Annotated in this window: 17 protein-coding genes; 8 read left to right on the top strand and 9 right to left on the bottom strand. The window is 71.7% G+C overall.

The genetic code is table 11. The features are described from left to right. A partial coding sequence (locus ACFW2E_RS09970) for an arabinofuranosidase catalytic domain-containing protein (RefSeq protein ID WP_384464143.1) occupies positions 1–497 on the bottom strand: 497 nt, incomplete at its 3' end. 214 nt (positions 498–711) lie between these two features. Between ACFW2E_RS09970 and ACFW2E_RS09975 the strand changes: the two genes are divergently transcribed. Next, positions 712–1,323, top strand: a complete 612-nt coding sequence (locus ACFW2E_RS09975; protein WP_384464146.1) for a response regulator — start codon at positions 712–714, stop codon at positions 1,321–1,323. A 12-nt stretch (positions 1,324–1,335) separates the two neighbouring features. Here ACFW2E_RS09975 and ACFW2E_RS09980 read toward each other — a convergent pair whose 3' ends face one another. The 4 genes from ACFW2E_RS09980 to ACFW2E_RS09995 form a co-directional block, all read right to left on the bottom strand. After that, on the bottom strand, positions 1,336–2,151 hold the full coding sequence (locus ACFW2E_RS09980) for a hypothetical protein (RefSeq protein ID WP_384464149.1): 816 nt from the start codon (positions 2,149–2,151) through the stop codon (positions 1,336–1,338). Positions 2,152–2,180: 29 nt separating this feature from the next. Then, positions 2,181–2,720, bottom strand: coding sequence for a SigE family RNA polymerase sigma factor (locus ACFW2E_RS09985; RefSeq protein WP_384464152.1), 540 nt, complete (start codon positions 2,718–2,720; stop codon positions 2,181–2,183). Positions 2,721–2,782: 62 nt separating this feature from the next. Then, a complete protein-coding gene (locus ACFW2E_RS09990) occupies positions 2,783–4,219 on the bottom strand; it encodes an MFS transporter (protein ID WP_384464154.1) in 1,437 nt (478 codons plus the stop codon). Positions 4,220–4,282: 63 nt separating this feature from the next. After that, positions 4,283–5,470 (bottom strand): lipid-transfer protein, encoded by a 1,188-nt coding sequence (locus ACFW2E_RS09995; RefSeq protein ID WP_384464157.1) that lies wholly within the window; start codon positions 5,468–5,470, stop codon positions 4,283–4,285. Positions 5,471–5,630: 160 nt separating this feature from the next. On the opposite strand from ACFW2E_RS09995, the gene ACFW2E_RS10000 reads away from it, so the two are divergent. The 6 genes from ACFW2E_RS10000 to ACFW2E_RS10025 all read left to right on the top strand — a co-directional run bounded on the left by ACFW2E_RS10000 (position 5,631) and on the right by ACFW2E_RS10025 (position 11,498). After that, entirely contained in the window at positions 5,631–7,373 is a 1,743-nt protein-coding gene (locus ACFW2E_RS10000) for an MFS transporter (RefSeq protein WP_384464160.1), read from the top strand. A 145-nt stretch (positions 7,374–7,518) separates the two neighbouring features. Continuing rightward, positions 7,519–8,175 carry a class I SAM-dependent methyltransferase gene (locus tag ACFW2E_RS10005; RefSeq protein WP_384464163.1) on the top strand — a complete coding sequence of 219 codons (657 nt, stop codon included), beginning with the start codon at positions 7,519–7,521 and terminating at the stop codon, positions 8,173–8,175. Between the two features lie 49 nt (positions 8,176–8,224). Then, positions 8,225–8,395, top strand: a complete 171-nt coding sequence (locus ACFW2E_RS10010) for a hypothetical protein (RefSeq protein WP_384464166.1) — start codon at positions 8,225–8,227, stop codon at positions 8,393–8,395. 55 nt (positions 8,396–8,450) lie between these two features. Next, on the top strand, positions 8,451–9,419 hold the full coding sequence (locus tag ACFW2E_RS10015) for an N-acetylmuramoyl-L-alanine amidase (RefSeq protein ID WP_384464169.1): 969 nt from the start codon (positions 8,451–8,453) through the stop codon (positions 9,417–9,419). A 155-nt stretch (positions 9,420–9,574) separates the two neighbouring features. Further along, entirely contained in the window at positions 9,575–10,390 is an 816-nt protein-coding gene (locus ACFW2E_RS10020) for a hypothetical protein (RefSeq protein ID WP_384464171.1), read from the top strand. 97 nt (positions 10,391–10,487) lie between these two features. Next, positions 10,488–11,498, top strand: coding sequence for an LLM class F420-dependent oxidoreductase (locus tag ACFW2E_RS10025; protein ID WP_384464174.1), 1,011 nt, complete (start codon positions 10,488–10,490; stop codon positions 11,496–11,498). Here ACFW2E_RS10025 and ACFW2E_RS10030 read toward each other — a convergent pair. Next, positions 11,495–12,052: a hypothetical protein gene (locus ACFW2E_RS10030; RefSeq protein WP_384464177.1), complete on the bottom strand. Its 558-nt coding sequence runs from the start codon at positions 12,050–12,052 to the stop codon at positions 11,495–11,497. The genes ACFW2E_RS10025 and ACFW2E_RS10030 overlap by 4 nt on opposite strands. A 143-nt stretch (positions 12,053–12,195) precedes the next feature. On the opposite strand from ACFW2E_RS10030, the gene ACFW2E_RS10035 reads away from it, so the two are divergent. Continuing rightward, positions 12,196–12,489 (top strand): hypothetical protein, encoded by a 294-nt coding sequence (locus tag ACFW2E_RS10035; protein WP_384464180.1) that lies wholly within the window; start codon positions 12,196–12,198, stop codon positions 12,487–12,489. Positions 12,490–12,607: 118 nt separating this feature from the next. Here ACFW2E_RS10035 and ACFW2E_RS10040 read toward each other — a convergent pair whose 3' ends face one another. From ACFW2E_RS10040 to ACFW2E_RS10050, 3 genes are all read right to left on the bottom strand, one after another. Then, complete coding sequence (locus ACFW2E_RS10040) at positions 12,608–13,678, bottom strand: prenyltransferase (RefSeq protein ID WP_384464183.1); 1,071 nt, start codon at positions 13,676–13,678, stop codon at positions 12,608–12,610. After that, positions 13,675–14,427 (bottom strand): class I SAM-dependent methyltransferase, encoded by a 753-nt coding sequence (locus ACFW2E_RS10045; RefSeq protein ID WP_384464186.1) that lies wholly within the window; start codon positions 14,425–14,427, stop codon positions 13,675–13,677. The genes ACFW2E_RS10040 and ACFW2E_RS10045 overlap by 4 nt, the downstream gene beginning before the upstream one ends. Further along, on the bottom strand, positions 14,421–14,953 hold a 533-nt coding region (locus ACFW2E_RS10050; protein WP_384464189.1), incomplete at its 5' end, for a glycosyltransferase family 4 protein. The genes ACFW2E_RS10045 and ACFW2E_RS10050, both read right to left, overlap by 7 nt.

Genomic DNA, 14,953 nt, shown 5'->3' on the forward strand with positions numbered 1-14,953 from the left:
CCCCACCGGGCGTACATCCCCCGCCCTCCCCCCGGGGCCCCGCGGGCCGCCCCGGGCCCCGCGCCCGGGGGCGCCCCCACATCGGCCGCGCCCGCCCCGCCCGCACCCTCGACGGTGAGATCGTTGTGGCGCGAGGACTGGTCGTAGATCTTGGTGATGATGCAGGTCGTGCCGGAGCAGAAGGTGTCCTGGGCGGCGGCGTCGGCGTATCCGCCGGCCGTCAGCAACCCGATGTTCGCGGTGGCGCCGTCGGAGGCGCGCTGCACCTGGTAGAGCGAGCCGCCGTAGGACGAGTACAGCGCCCGGACCAGGCTGTGCGCGGCGACACAGGGGGTGCCCGCGGCGGCGTAGATGTCACAGGGCAGCGAGCTCGCGGCGGCGGCCTGCGGGGCGCCGACACCGAACAGCAGGGCGGCGACGGTCGCGAAGGCCGCCAGGAGGGACAGGGCGGCCCTTCCCGGCCGCCGGGGACGTGAGCGCGGGAGTCTCGTGAACACGGTGCACCTCTTCGGTTCCTCGTAGGGCAGTGCGGGGGTGGTCGAAATATCGGACGTCGTTCGACCGAAATACCGAACCAATTCGACGTCGAAATGCCGAACAATTACCGGAAATGCAGAGGCGATTGTTTGCGCACCGCCAGGGGCCGTCAACCCCTGCGGACCCGAACAATGACGAGTCTTTGAATAGGCCACCCTTGGCTAGGCTTGGGCCGTGAAGAACATCCGGGTCCTGCTGGCCGAGGACCAGGGCATGATGCGCGGCGCCCTGGCCCTGCTGCTCGGCATGGAGGACGACATCGAGGTGGTCGCCCAGGTCGCCACCGGCGACGCGATCGTGGACGCCGCGCTGCTGCACCGGCCGGACGTGGCCCTGCTCGACATCGAACTGCCCGGCATGAGCGGGCTGGACGCGGCGGCGGAACTGCGGGATCAGGCGCCCGACTGCCGGGTGCTGATCCTGACCACCTTCGGCCGGCCCGGCTATCTGCGCCGGGCCATGGAGGCCGGGGCCGCGGGATTCCTGGTCAAGGACGGGCCGGTGGAGGAACTGGCCGAGGCGATCCGGCGCGTGCTCACCGGGGAGACCGTGGTCGACCCGGCGCTGGCCGCGGCCGCGCTCAGCGCCGGGCCCAGTCCGCTCACCGCCCGCGAGTGCGATGTGCTGAGGGCGTCGGTGGACGGCGCGACCGTCGCCGACATCGCCGGCAGGCTGCATCTGTCCGAGTCGACGGTCCGCAACTACCTGTCCTCCGCCATCGGCAAGACGGGCACCCGCAACCGGACGGAGGCGGTGAGGGAGGCCCGTCAGCAGGGGTGGCTGTGACCTCCCGAAGGCCTACTTGGTCACCTCCACCCCGTGGAGCGGATCGTAGGACGTCCCCTCCGGCGCCACGCACACGAACCAGTTCGCCGTCGGGAAGCCGTCGACCGGGCGGATGGCCGCGTCCTTGGGGGTCATGGCACGGGCGGCGGAGTCCGCGGGGACGCCGCGGGCCACGGACGACGTGCCGTCCTTCCAGTGGCAGGTGACCTCCCGGGCGCTCTTGGCGACCATGCCGACCACGAGGCGATGCCGGTTCTTGCTGTCGCCGAACTCCCCCAGGAACGTCGTCGCGGCCTCCAGGTGGGTGCCGGTCATGCGCTTCAACTTCCTGCCCGTACCGTGGAGCACATCCTGGTTGCGGTCGGTGCCATACCTCGAGGTGGCCATGTACGACGTCCTGCCGATCAACTCGACCGCCTTGAAGGCCGGGGGCCTCAGTCCCCGGTCGGACATCTCGCTGAACTGCCTCATGGCCTCCGGCGCATTGCGCGGCGCCCCCCAGACCCAGACACCGACGCTCCACTCCCTGCCCCGGTAGTTCCCCCAGGCGATCTCGGTGTACTGCGGCTCGTACACATGCCGCGCCTCCGGCGAAGCCGGCTGCGTGGCCACCGACGCCCCCTTGTCCCCGTGCCCGCCCGGCAGCCCGGTCAGCGCCAGTGTGCCGCCCGTCGACCCGGCCAGTACCAGGGCCGTGGCCGCCGCCACCGCCCAGCGCCGCGCCCTGCGCCGCCGTCCGCCGCGCATCACCGCCTGCACGGGGGCTATACCGACCTCGACCTCGTCCGCGGCGTCCGCGAGGAGGAAGGCGATGTCCGTCTGCGTCATGTCGTGGTTCCTCTCCCGGTCCGCGCTCATCACTTCCGCCCTCCCTGCGTCACCGTCTCGGCCAGCCCCGGTATGGCGCGGAGTTTCGCGATCCCCTTGGCCGCGTTGCTCTTGACCGTGCCGACCGAGCAGCCCATCGCCTCGGCCGTCTGCGTCTCCGTCAGGTCCTCCCAGTACCGCAGGACCACCGCCTCCCGCTGTCGGGCGGGCAGCTGGGCGAGGGCTTTCAACAGGGCGCCGCGGTCGTCGGCCTGGGAGATGCGGTCACCGGTGTCGGCCACCTCGTGCGCCAGGCCCGAGTCGTCCTTAGGCGCCAGGAACTCCTTCAGCCTTCTGCGGTGCCTGCGTGCGTGCGCGTTGATCATCACGCGCCGTACGTAGGCCTCCGGGTCGTCCGCGGAGCCGACCCTGCGCCAGGCCACATAGACCTGTTCGAGCGTCGTCTGGACCAGGTCCTCGGCGGCGTGCTGCTCCCCCGTGAGGAGAAATGCCGTACGCATCAGCCGCGGCCAGCGGCCGACGACGAAGCTCTGGAACTCCTCGTCCCGAGCCTTCTTCCGATCCCCCATGGGCACCTCCTAGATGTACAAAGGAGTCCACGGGCCGCCCGGATCGTTGCCTCCTCCACGCCTCACTTCGCGGAAGTCACCGAAGTTCGTCCCGGCAGCCACAGCAGCATGAGCACCACCCCGCCGAGCAGCACCCCGGTGCCCGTACGGAAGGCCAGCGCGTAGCCCTCCGTCAGCGCCCCGGCACCGCCGTCGCTCCCGGTGCGCGCCGCCGCGATCGTCGACATGACGGCGAGCCCCAGCGAACCGCCCATCGTGCGCGAGGTGTTGACCAGCCCGGACACCAGGCCGGCGTCCCCCGGGGCCGCGCCCGACGTGGCCAGCGAGGCGAGCGGCGTCGCGGCCAGGCCCGCCCCCAGCATCATCAGGATCCCCGGGAACATGATCGCCGTCAGATAGTCCCCGTGCGCGCTCATCGTCGACTGCCAGCCGAACCCGGCGGCCGCCACCACCGTGCCCAGGGCCGCCAGCGTACGCGCTCCGGCCACCGGCATCAGGCGCGGCGCCAGCTTCGAGCCGACGACCACGGCCAGGGAGCTGGGCACCAGGGCGAGTCCGGCGTCCAGCGGCGAGTAGCCGAGCACGTTCTGGGCGTACAGCGTCATGAAGTACCACATGCAGAACATCGCCGAACCGCACACGAACATGGCCGCGTTCGCCGAGGCCACCGAGCGCAGCCGCAGCAGCCCGAGCGGCATCAGCGGGGCCGCCGTACGCGCCTCCACGACGAGGAACAGTCCGATCAGCGCGAGCCCGGCGGCCAGCGGCACCAGCGTGGCCATGGCCGTCCACCCCTGCGCCTCGGTCTGCACGATCCCGTAGGCCAGCGTTCCGAGCCCGCCCGTCACCAGCAGCGCGCCCGGCAGATCCAGCCGGCGCCCGTCCCCCGCCCGGCTCTCCACCAGCCACATCAGGGAGCCGGCCAGCACCACGGCGCCCACCGGCACGTTGATGAGCAGCACCCACCGCCACGACAGCACGTCGACGAGCACCCCGCCGACCAGACCGCCCGCCGCGCCGCCGCCCGCGCCCACCGCGGTCCAGGTGGCGATCGCCCGCGCCCGCGCCGCGCCCTCCGGCACCGCCGCCGTCAGCAGCGTCAGCGTCGAGGGCGCCAGCACCGCGGCACCCAGCCCCTGCGCGGCCCGCGCGAGGAGCAGCTGCCAGCCGTCCTGGGCCAGTCCGCCACCCAGCGAGGCCAGCGTGAACAGCCCGAGCCCGACCAGGAACATCCGCTTGCGTCCGTAGAGATCGCCGGCCCGCCCGCCGAGCAGCATGAACCCGGCGAAGGCGATCGCGTACGCGTTCACCACCCACTGCAGTCCGGACGGGCTCAGACCGAGGTCGGCCCGCATGGACGGCAGCGCCACATTGACGACGGACACGTCCAGCACGACCAGGAACTGTCCGGCGCACGCGAGGGCCACCACCAGCCAGGTGGGGGGCGTGGTGCGCGGGCGTATGAGGGAGGTGTCGGCGGCTTCGAGCATGGGTGTCATGCTCTCAACCGGGTTACGGTCCTTGCATCGGAATTTCGCCCCACCGCGCCTCGGCCGAACGGCCTACACCGCACGGACCAGTGTCACGACCGCCGCTCCGCCCAGTCCGATGTTGTGCGCCAGGCCCACCCGGGCGTCCGGCACCTGCCGCTCGCCCGCCCGGCCCCGCAGCTGCCAGACCAGCTCGGCGACCTGCGCGAGGCCGGTGGCACCCAGCGGATGGCCCTTGGAGATGAGCCCGCCCGAGGGGTTCACCACCCACCGCCCGCCGTACGTGGTCGCGCCCGACTCGACGAGTTTTCCGGACTCGCCGGGTTCGCACATGCCGAGCGCCTCGTACGTCAGCAGTTCGTTGACGGAGAAGCAGTCGTGGAGCTCGACGACGTCCACGTCCTCGATGCCGAGGCCGGAGCGTTCGTACACCTGGCGTGCCGCCGCGCGGGACATGGGCTGTCCGACGACGTCGATGCACGAGCCCGACGCGAAGGACTCCTCGGTGTCGGTGGTCATCGCCTGCGCGACGATCTCGACGAGGCCGGTGAGCCCGCGCCGCCGCGCGAACCGCTCCGAGACCACCACCGCCGCCGCGGCACCGTCCGAGGTCGGCGAGCACTGGAGCCTGGTCAGCGGGCGGTGGACGGTGGGCGCGGCGAGGATGTCGTCCACCTCGTACACGTCCCGGAACTGGGCGTACGGGTTGTGCGCGGAGTGCCGGTGGTTCTTGGCGGCCACGGCGGCGAGCTGCGCCTCGGTCGTGCCGTGGCGCTCCATGTGCTCGCGGGCCGCGTCGCCGAAGATCTGCGCGGTCGGCGGGGTCATCTCGAAGCCGTGCCGGGCGGCCATGATGCCGTAGTGCCGGGCGACCGGAGAGGTCGAGAAGTCTCCCCCGTCGGCCCCACTCCCGAGCGCGCCCTTCTTCATCTTCTCGAAGCCCAGCGCCAGGACGCAGTCGGCGGCCCCGCCCTCGACGAGCTGCCGCGCCAGCATCAGCGCGGTGGAGCCGGTCGCGCAGTTGTTGTTGACGTTGTAGACGGGGACACCGGTGAGACCCAGCTCATAGGCCGCCCGCTGGCCGGCGGTGGAGGGCTGGAAACAGTAGCCGACGGGAACCTGTTCCACCTCCGTGTACGCGACTCCGGCGTCCGCGAGGGCGGCGCCGCCCGCTTCTCCGACCATGTCCCAGTACTGCCATTCACGGGTCTCGGGCTTCTCGAACCGCGTCATCCCGACCCCGGCGACATAGGCCTTCATGACGCGAAGACTAGAACGTGTTCCATTGGCATACCAGCCCTTGACGGAGGATCAGATACCCATGAGCTGGTCAAGGATTCGTTAGAGGCCCGAAGCAACGGAATAGTTGCCCGTGCATACGAGGTTTACCGGGCACTTATCTCACTGGAGGCCTCACCCCATGACGCACACGACGACCGACCGGCCGACCCGCACAGCGAGCGGGGCCCTGGTCCCGGTGCTCGCCTTCGCGGGCATCGTGGTCGCGGTGATGCAGACCCTGCTCGTCCCGGTCATCAAGGACCTGCCGCAGCTGCTGGACACCGCGCCGAGCAATGCCACCTGGGTACTGACCTCGACACTTCTCTCGGGCGCGGTCGCCACCCCGATCATGGGCCGCCTCGGCGACCTCTACGGCAAGCGGCGCATGCTGATCCTCAGCCTCGCCGTGATGGTGGTCGGCGCGCTGATCAGCGCCCTCACCAGCCAGCTGCTCACGATGATCGTGGGCCGCACGCTCCAGGGCTTCGCCATGGGCGCGATCCCACTGGGCATCGGGCTGATGCGCGACATGCTGCCGCGCGAGCGGCTCGGCTCGGCGATGGCCCTGATGAGCTCCTCGATCGGCGTCGGCGGCGGTCTCGCGCTGCCGCTCGCTGCCCTGGTCGCGCAGCACGCCGACTGGCACGCCCTCTTCTACGGTGCCGCCGGCCTCGGTGCGCTCTCCATAGCCCTCACCCTCCTCGTCGTGCCGGAGTCCCCGATGCGCGCCGAGGGCTCCTTCGACCTGCTGGGCGCGCTGGGCCTGTCGACCGGTCTGGTCCTGCTGCTCCTCCCGATCACCAAGGGCAGCGACTGGGGCTGGTCCTCGCCCACCACGCTCGGCCTGTTCGCGGCGTCGGTCGTCGTCCTGCTCCTGTGGGGCGTGTTCGAGCTGCGCACCGCGGCTCCGCTGGTCGACCTGCGCACCACCGCCCGCCGTGAGGTGCTGCTGACCAACCTCGCCTCGATCATGGTGGGCGTCAGCTTCTACGTCGTCTCGCTCGTCCTGCCCCAGCTGCTCCAGCTGCCCAGGGCCACCGGCTACGGCCTCGGCCAGTCGATGGTCGTCGCCGGTCTGCTCGTGGCGCCGCTCGGCCTGACGATGATGTTCACGGCTCCCGTCTACGCCCGGCTCTCGGCCAAGTACGGCCCCAAGGTCACCCTGATCCTCGGCATGCTGATCATCGCGATCGGCTACGGCTCCGGCCTCGGCCTGATGAGCGCCGCCTGGCAGAGCCTGGTCATCGCGGTGGTCCTGGGCGCGGGCATCGGGCTGGCGTACTCCTCGCTGCCCGCCCTGATCGTCGGCGCGGTCCCGGCCTCCGAGACCGGCGCGGCCAACGGCCTCAACACGCTGATGCGGTCCATCGGCACGTCCGTCTCCAGCGCCGTCATCGGCATGGTGCTGGCCAACACCGCGAACAACGTGGGGGGCGTGGCGATCCCGACCATGCGCGGCTTCCACGTCTCCTTCCTGATCGCGACGGCCGCGGTCGCCGTGGGCCTGCTGCTCGCCCTGTTCCTGCCGAGCCAGAGCCGCCCGGCGCAGCACACGCAGCTGCGCGCCAGCAGCGAGGAGGAGGCGGGCATCGCGCACGCCGAGGAGGTCCTGCGCGGCTTCCGCGGCCGCGTCCTGGACGCCGAGGGCACCCCGGTGGCCCGCGCCAAGGTCACCCTGATCGACCGCCGCGGCCGCCAGGCGGGTGCCACGCTCTCCGCGGAGGACGGCAGCTACGCCCTCGTCGTCCCCGCCGAGGGCCCCTACGTCCTGGCCGCCAGGGCCGCGGGCCACGGCCCGCACGCGTCCTCGGCGACCCACACGGGCGACGAGACCCCGGTCGAGCTGGACCTCTCGCTGCCGGGTGAGACGGTCAGCGCCTGACGGCCGCCAGGGTCGCGCCGGGATCCCGCCCGGGTCGCGCCGGGATCCCCCTGAGATCCACACCACCCGTACCCCCTGTCGCCCCCGCGGCCGGGGGTACGGAAGCATGGGGCGGCGAGAGCGTCGTACGACCGAGAGGAACCCCATGCCCGCGGCACCCAAGCCGGAGATCCTGGCCGCGTTCGAGGCCGCGAAGGGGTTCATGCCCGTGGACGAGGGGCTCGCGCTGTACGCGGCCGCCGTGGAGGCCGGCCGGCTGGGGCTGCCGCTGCTGGAGGTCGGGACGTACTGCGGACGTTCGACGATCCTGTTCGCGGACGCGGCCCGGCAGTCCGGGGTCACCGCGCTCACCGTCGACCACCACCGGGGCAGCGAGGAGCAGCAGCCGGGCTGGGAGTACCACGACCCGGAGACGGTCGACCCCGAGATCGGCCTGATGGACACGCTGCCCACGTTCCGTCGCACCCTGCACCGGGCGGGCCTCGAGGAGCACGTCGTGGCGCTGGTCGGCCGCTCGCCGCAGATCGCCGCCTTCTGGAACTCCCCCCTCGGCCTGGTCTTCATCGACGGCGGCCACACCGACGAGCACGCCACCGCCGACTACGAGGGCTGGGCCCCCCATGTCGCCGAGGGCGGCCTCCTCGTCATCCACGACGTGTTCCCCGAACCGGAGGACGAGTTCACCGGCCAGGCCCCCTACCGCGTCTACCTCCGCGCGCTGGAGTCGGGCGCGTTCACCGAGGTGTCGGCGCACGGGTCGCTGCGCGTGCTCCGGCGGACGGGGATCCGACCGGCGCTATGATCGCGCCTCCGGATCACTGGGGAGTGATCCGTCACAGGGGGTGGGGAACATGGACTTCCTGATCGGCATACTCCTGATCGTCTTCGGGGCACCGCTCGTCGGAATCCTCGGGCGGGTACTGGAGGGCTCCGGACGCGAGGGGCTCGGGAAGGCCGTCGGCATCGCGGGGTGCCTGGCCGTGCTCGGGGTAGCCGGATGGCTGATCATCGGCAGCTTCTGAGCCGCCGTGGTGTCTCGCGCACGGCTCGCCGCGGACAGGCCCTAGGGTGGCAGCCATGTCGTACGTAGGCCCGGACTTCGATCCTCCTCAGCCGCGCCGCCGGCGCGCGCCGCTGACCGTCGCGCTCGCCGCGCTGGTGCCCGGTGCGCTGCTCGGCTGGCTCGTCTACGAGGCGGTGGGCGACCCGGGTGACCCCGGCGGCTCGGACAGGGCGGGTACCGCCGGTTCCTCCGCGTCCTCGTCCTCCGCCCCCTCGGCCCGGTCGTCCTCGGCCTCGCCGACGGACGACGGCAAGAAGCCGAGTCCGACGTCGAAGAAGTCCGGCTCCTCCGCCCCCGCCGCCTCCGGCCCCCTCAAGGGCAAGGTGGTCGTCATCGACCCGGGGCACAACCCCGGCAACTTCCAGCACACGGCCGAGATCAACCGCCAGGTGGACATCGGTACGAACTGGAAGGAGTGCGACACCACCGGCACGTCCACCAACTCGGGTTACACGGAGGCCCGGTTCACGATGGACGTGGCCCACCGGCTGCGCGACCTGCTGGAGAAGCAGGGTGCGACGGTGAAGCTCACCCGCGACGGGGACGACCCCTCCTGGGGACCGTGCGTGGACCAGCGTGCCCGGTTCGGCAACAACGCGCATGCGGACGCGGCCATTTCGATCCACGCGGACGGGGCCGCGGAGGGCGACCGGGGCTTCCACGTCATCCTCCCGGCGTCCGTGCACGCGGGAGCCGCGGACACCCGTCCGATCGTCGGCCCCTCTCGCGACCTGGGCGAGCGCATCGCGGGCAACTTCGTGCGCGTCACGGGCAGCGCACCCTCCAACTACGTGGGCGACGGCACCGGTCTCGTCACGCGTGAGGACCTGGGCGGTCTCAATCTGTCAACGGTTCCCAAGGTGTTCATCGAGTGCGGCAACATGCGCGATACGAAGGACGCGGCGTTGCTGACCAGCGGTACCTGGCGGCAGAAGGCGGCGCAGGGGATCTCTGAGGGAATCGTGAGTTTCCTGCGCGGGTAGTGATCGGCGGGCGGATCCGGGCGGACACCGTGATCGTACGGACGATAGTGTCATCCGTATGATGAGGGGCCACCCCCGCGCTTCACACCGGGGCCTGACGGCGACAGGGTGACAGCGACGCCTCTACCGACGAGACGACTCACGAAGGACCTGAAGTGAATATCCGCTCCCTCACTCGAGGCGACGGCGTGGTGATCGGAGCAGCGGTATTGCTGTTCATCGCCTCGTTCCTCGACACGTTCGACAAGTCCGGCAGCGATGCCCCGAACGCCTGGGACAACCTCGGCCTCGTGATGAGCATGTACGTCGGCGGTATTGCCGGCGCGGCCCTGATCGTCGTCGCCCGCGCGCTCCCGCAGCCGCGCAAGGTCGTCGGTCTCGACCTCGGTCAGGTCGGCGTCGCGCTCACGGTCTTCGCCGCGTGGACCTCGTTCTGGTCAATCATCGACCCACTGGGCGCGTTCAGCGACACCTTCGGCAGCTCTGACGTCGGCGCGGGCTCCGGCCTGATCCTCGGCCTGATCGCCGCGCTGGCCCTGGCCGCCGCGGCCGTCGCCACGCCGCTGGTTCCCGCCCTCCAGGCCGCCCTGGTCTCCGCCTCCACCTCCACGCCCGCCGCCCCGCAGCCCTACGGCGCCCAGCCCCAGGGTGGTTACGGCTACCCGGGTGCCCAGCAGCCGCAGCCGTCCTACGGTGGCCAGCCGCAGCAGGGGCAGCCGTTCGGGCAGCCGTCTCCGGCCCCGGCGCAGCCGCAACCGCAGCCGCCCGCCCCGGACTTCTCGCCGTTCTGGTTCGCCGTGCCGGTGGCGCGGCCGCTGTTCGGCGAGGACGGCTCGCCCACGCCGATCGCCGAACTGGCACCGGGCACCTGGTACCTGGCGGTCGAGCAGCGCGGGGCGCAGCTGGTCGCGCAGACCCAGGACGGCCGCCGTGGCGTCCTGCAGGACACCTCGGGGATCCAGCGCGGCTGAGCCTCCCCGACCGTCGCACACGGCCCCTCGCCCTTCCGGGCGGGGGGCCGTTGTCGTACAGTCGCCGAAGTATCTGACGTACCGTCAGGAGGCGGGAATGCGGCTAGGGCTGGCACTCGGATACTGGGGGCGCGGCCCCTCCGCGGACCATGTGCCGCTGGCGCGGGAGGCGGAGCGGCTCGGGTACGACTCCGTGTGGACGGCCGAGTCGTGGGGCTCCGACGCGTTCACCCCGCTCACCTGGATCGCCGCGCAGACCTCAAGGATCCGGCTGGGTACGGCGGTTGCCCAGATGGCGGCCCGCTCGCCGACCACCACCGCCATGCACGCGCTGACCCTGGACCATCTGTCCGGCGGGCGGTTGATGCTCGGCCTGGGCCTCTCCGGGCCGCAGGTCGTGGAGGGCTGGTACGGCCGCCCGTTCCCGAGCTCGCCGCTGACCGCGACCCGGGAGTACGTCGACGTCGTACGGCAGGTGCTGCGGCGTGAGGCGCCGGTGGAGTCGGCCGGGCGGTTCCACTCCCACCCGTACCGGGGCCCGGACGGCACCGGACTCGGCAAGCCGCTGAAGCCGATCACTCACCCCCTCCGCCCCGACCTGCCCGTCCTGCTGGGCGCCGAAGGGCCCAAGAACGTGGCCCAGACGATCCGCATCGCGGACGGCTGGCTGCCGCTGTACTGGTCGCCGTCCCGACCGGAGGCGTACGGCGAGGCGGTCGCGGACCTCCCCGAGGGCTTCCGGGTCGCCCCCATGGCCCAGGTCCGGGTCTGCGACGACGTGGCCGAGGGCCTGCTGCCGGTGAAGGCCATGCTCGGCTTCTACATCGGCGGGATGGGCCACGCGGCCCGCAACTTCCACGCCGACCTCATGGCGCGCATGGGGTACGAGGAGGAGGCCCGGCGGATCCAGGAGCTGTTCCTGTCGGGGCGGCGCGAGGAGGCGGTGCTGGCCGTCCCGGATGCCTTCGCCGACGAGATATCCCTGGTCGGTCCGCGCGAACGCGTCGCCGAGCGGCTGGAGTCATGGCGCAAGGGCCCGGTGACGGACCTGCTGGCCCTGTCGCCGGACCCTCACACACTGCGTGTCCTGGCGGAGCTCAACTCCTAGCCTCCGGTGAGCTGACCGGCCGACGGCACCTTGTTCTTGACCTCGGCGCCGGCGCTCTTGCCCGCGTCCTTCACCTTGTTGATGATGTCGTCGAAGGAGGCGGCCGCGTCGGTGTCGCCGCTGCGCAGCTTGGACGGCAGGCTCTTGAGGGATTCGATGCCCGCGGTGAGCGGTACGAGGGCCTTGGAGAGTGCCGGGTCGCCCTTGGCGTTCTTCACGGCCGCCTTGAGCCGGTTGTAGGCGAAGGCGCCGGCGAGACCGGCCTTGACGAGGGCGAGCCTGCGCCCCTTCGCTCCCTTCTTGAACTTGCCGGCCTTCCAGGGCTTCACGATCCACTGGTACGTGGCCCCGGCCGCGAGGGCGGCGTTCGCCACGAAGCGGGTCTTGGCGAACTTCTGCTTCTCGGCGGACGTGCTGGGACTGGGCGTGGCGGCGGCCGCGACCGCCGCGGTCTCCCGGGTGGTGGTCTCGCTGCTCCCGCAGGCGGTGGCACCGGCGAGCAGGGCACAGCACAGTGTGAGCGCCACGAAGAGGCGCCGCATGTGTACGGGCACTGGGTCCTCCGGGATGTCCTCCCCGAGCAGATGTGTCTCCCCTGGCAGGCTCACCCAGGTCGGGCAACTACGCCACTTGGGGGAATCCGGTACGGGTTTCACCTTCCCTGTTTCACAAGGGAACGAGCGGCAACCCGAAGTACATGTCAACCAGATATCGCAGCAGCGCCAACCAGGCCGGAACGGTCATAGCGGTCGTCGCCGACGTCATGGCCTTCATCCTGGGCCTGTGGATCCTGATGTACCTGCTGGACGCGAACCGCGCCAACGACCTGGTCCAGTTCGTCCACGGTGCGGCCTCGTGGCTGGCGGGCTGGTCGCACGACCTGTTCACGTTCGACGCGGCGTGGGCCCGTGTCGTGGCAGGGTACGGCCTCGCGGCCGTCGTCTACCTGTTCGTGGGCCACGCGATCGCCAACCGGATCCACCGCCACTAGCTCCGCGTGGGGCCGGGGCCCCTGAGAACTCGGGTTGCGCTGCCGGGCCTCGTGTGCGGGTCGGCCGGGGCCCGTCGCGCAGTTCCCCGCGCCCCTGGTGCGGGGCGCGGGGCTGGTGCTAGGGGCAGCAGTCCGGGTCCAGGCCCCTGGGCAGGTGTTCGCCGCCGAAGACCGCGCAGGTGGCCTCGTGACCGCCCAGGGCGGCTACTGCCAGCAGGAGGGATCCCGCTGTCCAGGAGGTGAGTTCCTGGGGCCAGACGGCATCGTCGTCGAAGACGTAGCCCGTCCAGTAGAGGCCGGTCGCGGGGTCACGGAGGTGCTGGATGGACTGGAGGATCTCCAGGGCCCGGTCGGACTCGCCCATCGCCCAGAGGGCCAGGGCCAGTTCGGCGGACTCGCCGCCCGTCACCCATGGGTTGGGGACCACGCAGCGCACGCCGAGGCCGGGCACCACGAAGCGGTCCCAGGACTCCTCCACGCGGGACTTGGCCTCCGCGCCGGTCAGCGCGCCGCCCAGGACCGGGTAGTACCAGTCCATCGAGTAGCGGTCCTTGTCCAGGAACCGGTCCGGGTGGCGGCGTATCGCGTGCCGCAGCGCACCCAGCGCCAACTCCCAGTCCGGCTGCGGCTCCTCGCGCTGCTCGGCGATGGCGAGCGCGCAGCGCAGGGCGTGGTGGATGGAGGAGCTGCCGGTCAGCAGCGCGTCCGCGGTGGGCGTGCCGTCGTCCTCGCGCCGCCAGCCGATCTGGCCGCCGGGCTGCTGCAGCCGCAGCACCCACTCGGTCGCCGCGTGGACGGACGGCCACATGCGGTCGAGGAACGTGTCGTCCCCGGTGGACAGGTAGTGGTGCCAGACGCCCACGGCTATGTACGCCACGAAGTTGGACTCGCGGGCCCGGTCGGTGACGTCGTCGTGGGCCCCGTCCGCGTACGCCGCGTACCAGGAACCGTCCTCGTGCTGGTGCGTGGCCAGCCAGAGGTAGGCGCGTTCCGCGGCCTCGTGCTCGCCCGCGGCGTCCAGCGCCATGGCCGCCTCGGTGTGGTCCCACGGGTCCAGATGGTGCCCGCGGAACCACGGGATGGCGCCGTCCTCCCGCTGCACGGCGAGGATGCCGCGCACGGTCGCGGCAGCCTGCTCGGCGGTGAGGACCCCGGGCAGGACCAGGTGTTCTGTCCGGGGCGTCGTCACTTGGCGGCCACCTCGGAAGCCTCGGGAAGCAGGGGCAGGTGCGGCTTGGTCGCGTACACCACGAAGCTCTTGCCGATGAGCGGGTTCAGGGCCTGCTCCGCGACCCGGGTGGCCAGGGGCTTCTTCATGATGTCCCAGACCAGCAGCTTGTGGTACGCGCGCACCGGCAGCGCCTTGTCGTTGTCGACGCCGAACGCGCACTTCAGCCACCAGTACGGGGAGTGCAGGGCGTGGGCGTGGTGGGAGCCGTACGGACGCAGACCGGCCCCGCGGATCTTCGCCAGCAGTTCGTCGGCCTTGTAGATGCGGATGTGGCCGCCCTCGACCTCGTGGTAGGCGTCGGACAGCGCCCAGCAGACCTTCTCGGGGCCGTAGCGCGGAACGGTGATGGCGATGCGGCCGCCCGGCTTGAGCACGCGGACCATCTCCGCCAGTACGCCCTTGTCGTCGGGGATGTGCTCCATCACCTCGGAGATGATGACGACGTCGAAGGAGTCGTCCGGGAAGGGCAGGGCGAGGGCGTCGCCCTCCATCGCGGTCGCGGTGGCCCCGGCCGGGGCCTCACCCGCCTCCTTCATCGCGGCGAACCACTTGGCGACCTCTCGGATCTCCTCACCGTTCTGGTCCAGGGCCACGACCTGGGCACCGCGCCGGTAGCACTCGAAGGCGTGCCGGCCGGCTCCGCAGCCGAGGTCCAGGACGCGGTCGCCCGGGGCGAGCGGGAACCGGGAGAAGTCGACGGTCAGCACGTGGCCCTGCTTTCGGGATAGACGCCGGTGTCAGTCGTCGAGGCCGCGGGCGCGGCGCTCGTTGCGGCCGCGGAGCGACCGGTGTTCACGACCGCGGTGCGGTCGGCGCCCGCGGCGGGACGGCCGCCGGCCGTGCCCGCGGAACGTGCGATGGCCTCGCGGTACCGGGAAACCGTTCCTTCGGCGGCGCGGGCCCACGTGAACTTCTCCAGCACCCGCAGACGTCCCGCCGTACCGAGCCGCACGCGGAGCTCCGGGTCGCCCAGCAGTCTGCTCAGCCCGGCGGCCAGCGCCCCCGCGTCCCCGGGCGGCACCGCGAGACAGGTCTCCCCGTCGCGTCCGGCGACCTCGGGGATCGCCCCGCCGGTGGTCGCGACCAGCGGGGTGCCCGTGGCCATGGCCTCGGCGGCCGGCAGCGAGAAGCCCTCGTACAGCGACGGTAGGCAGGCGACCTCGGCCGTGCGGAGCAGATCGACCAGCTCGGCGTCCGTGATGCCCTTCACGTACTCGACGGCGCCCTCCAGGC

This window comes from Streptomyces sp. NPDC058964 (assembly GCF_042741275.1).
In the GTDB taxonomy this organism is placed as follows: Bacteria; Actinomycetota; Actinomycetes; order Streptomycetales; family Streptomycetaceae; genus Streptomyces.

What these genes read in the sequence shown, in the direction of transcription:
- ACFW2E_RS09980 (WP_384464149.1), bottom strand. Translation starts at nt 2,151, where the DNA reads ATGACGCAGACGGACATCGCCTTCCTCCTCGCGGACGCCGCGGACGAG.
- ACFW2E_RS09985 (WP_384464152.1), bottom strand. Translation starts at nt 2,720, where the DNA reads ATGGGGGATCGGAAGAAGGCTCGGGACGAGGAGTTCCAGAGCTTCGTC.
- ACFW2E_RS09990 (WP_384464154.1), bottom strand. Translation starts at nt 4,219, where the DNA reads ATGACACCCATGCTCGAAGCCGCCGACACCTCCCTCATACGCCCGCGC.
- ACFW2E_RS09995 (WP_384464157.1), bottom strand. Translation starts at nt 5,470, where the DNA reads ATGAAGGCCTATGTCGCCGGGGTCGGGATGACGCGGTTCGAGAAGCCC.
- ACFW2E_RS10000 (WP_384464160.1), top strand. Translation starts at nt 5,631, where the DNA reads ATGACGCACACGACGACCGACCGGCCGACCCGCACAGCGAGCGGGGCC.
- ACFW2E_RS10005 (WP_384464163.1), top strand. Translation starts at nt 7,519, where the DNA reads ATGCCCGCGGCACCCAAGCCGGAGATCCTGGCCGCGTTCGAGGCCGCG.
- ACFW2E_RS10010 (WP_384464166.1), top strand. Translation starts at nt 8,225, where the DNA reads ATGGACTTCCTGATCGGCATACTCCTGATCGTCTTCGGGGCACCGCTC.
- ACFW2E_RS10015 (WP_384464169.1), top strand. Translation starts at nt 8,451, where the DNA reads ATGTCGTACGTAGGCCCGGACTTCGATCCTCCTCAGCCGCGCCGCCGG.
- ACFW2E_RS10025 (WP_384464174.1), top strand. Translation starts at nt 10,488, where the DNA reads ATGCGGCTAGGGCTGGCACTCGGATACTGGGGGCGCGGCCCCTCCGCG.
- ACFW2E_RS10035 (WP_384464180.1), top strand. Translation starts at nt 12,196, where the DNA reads ATGTCAACCAGATATCGCAGCAGCGCCAACCAGGCCGGAACGGTCATA.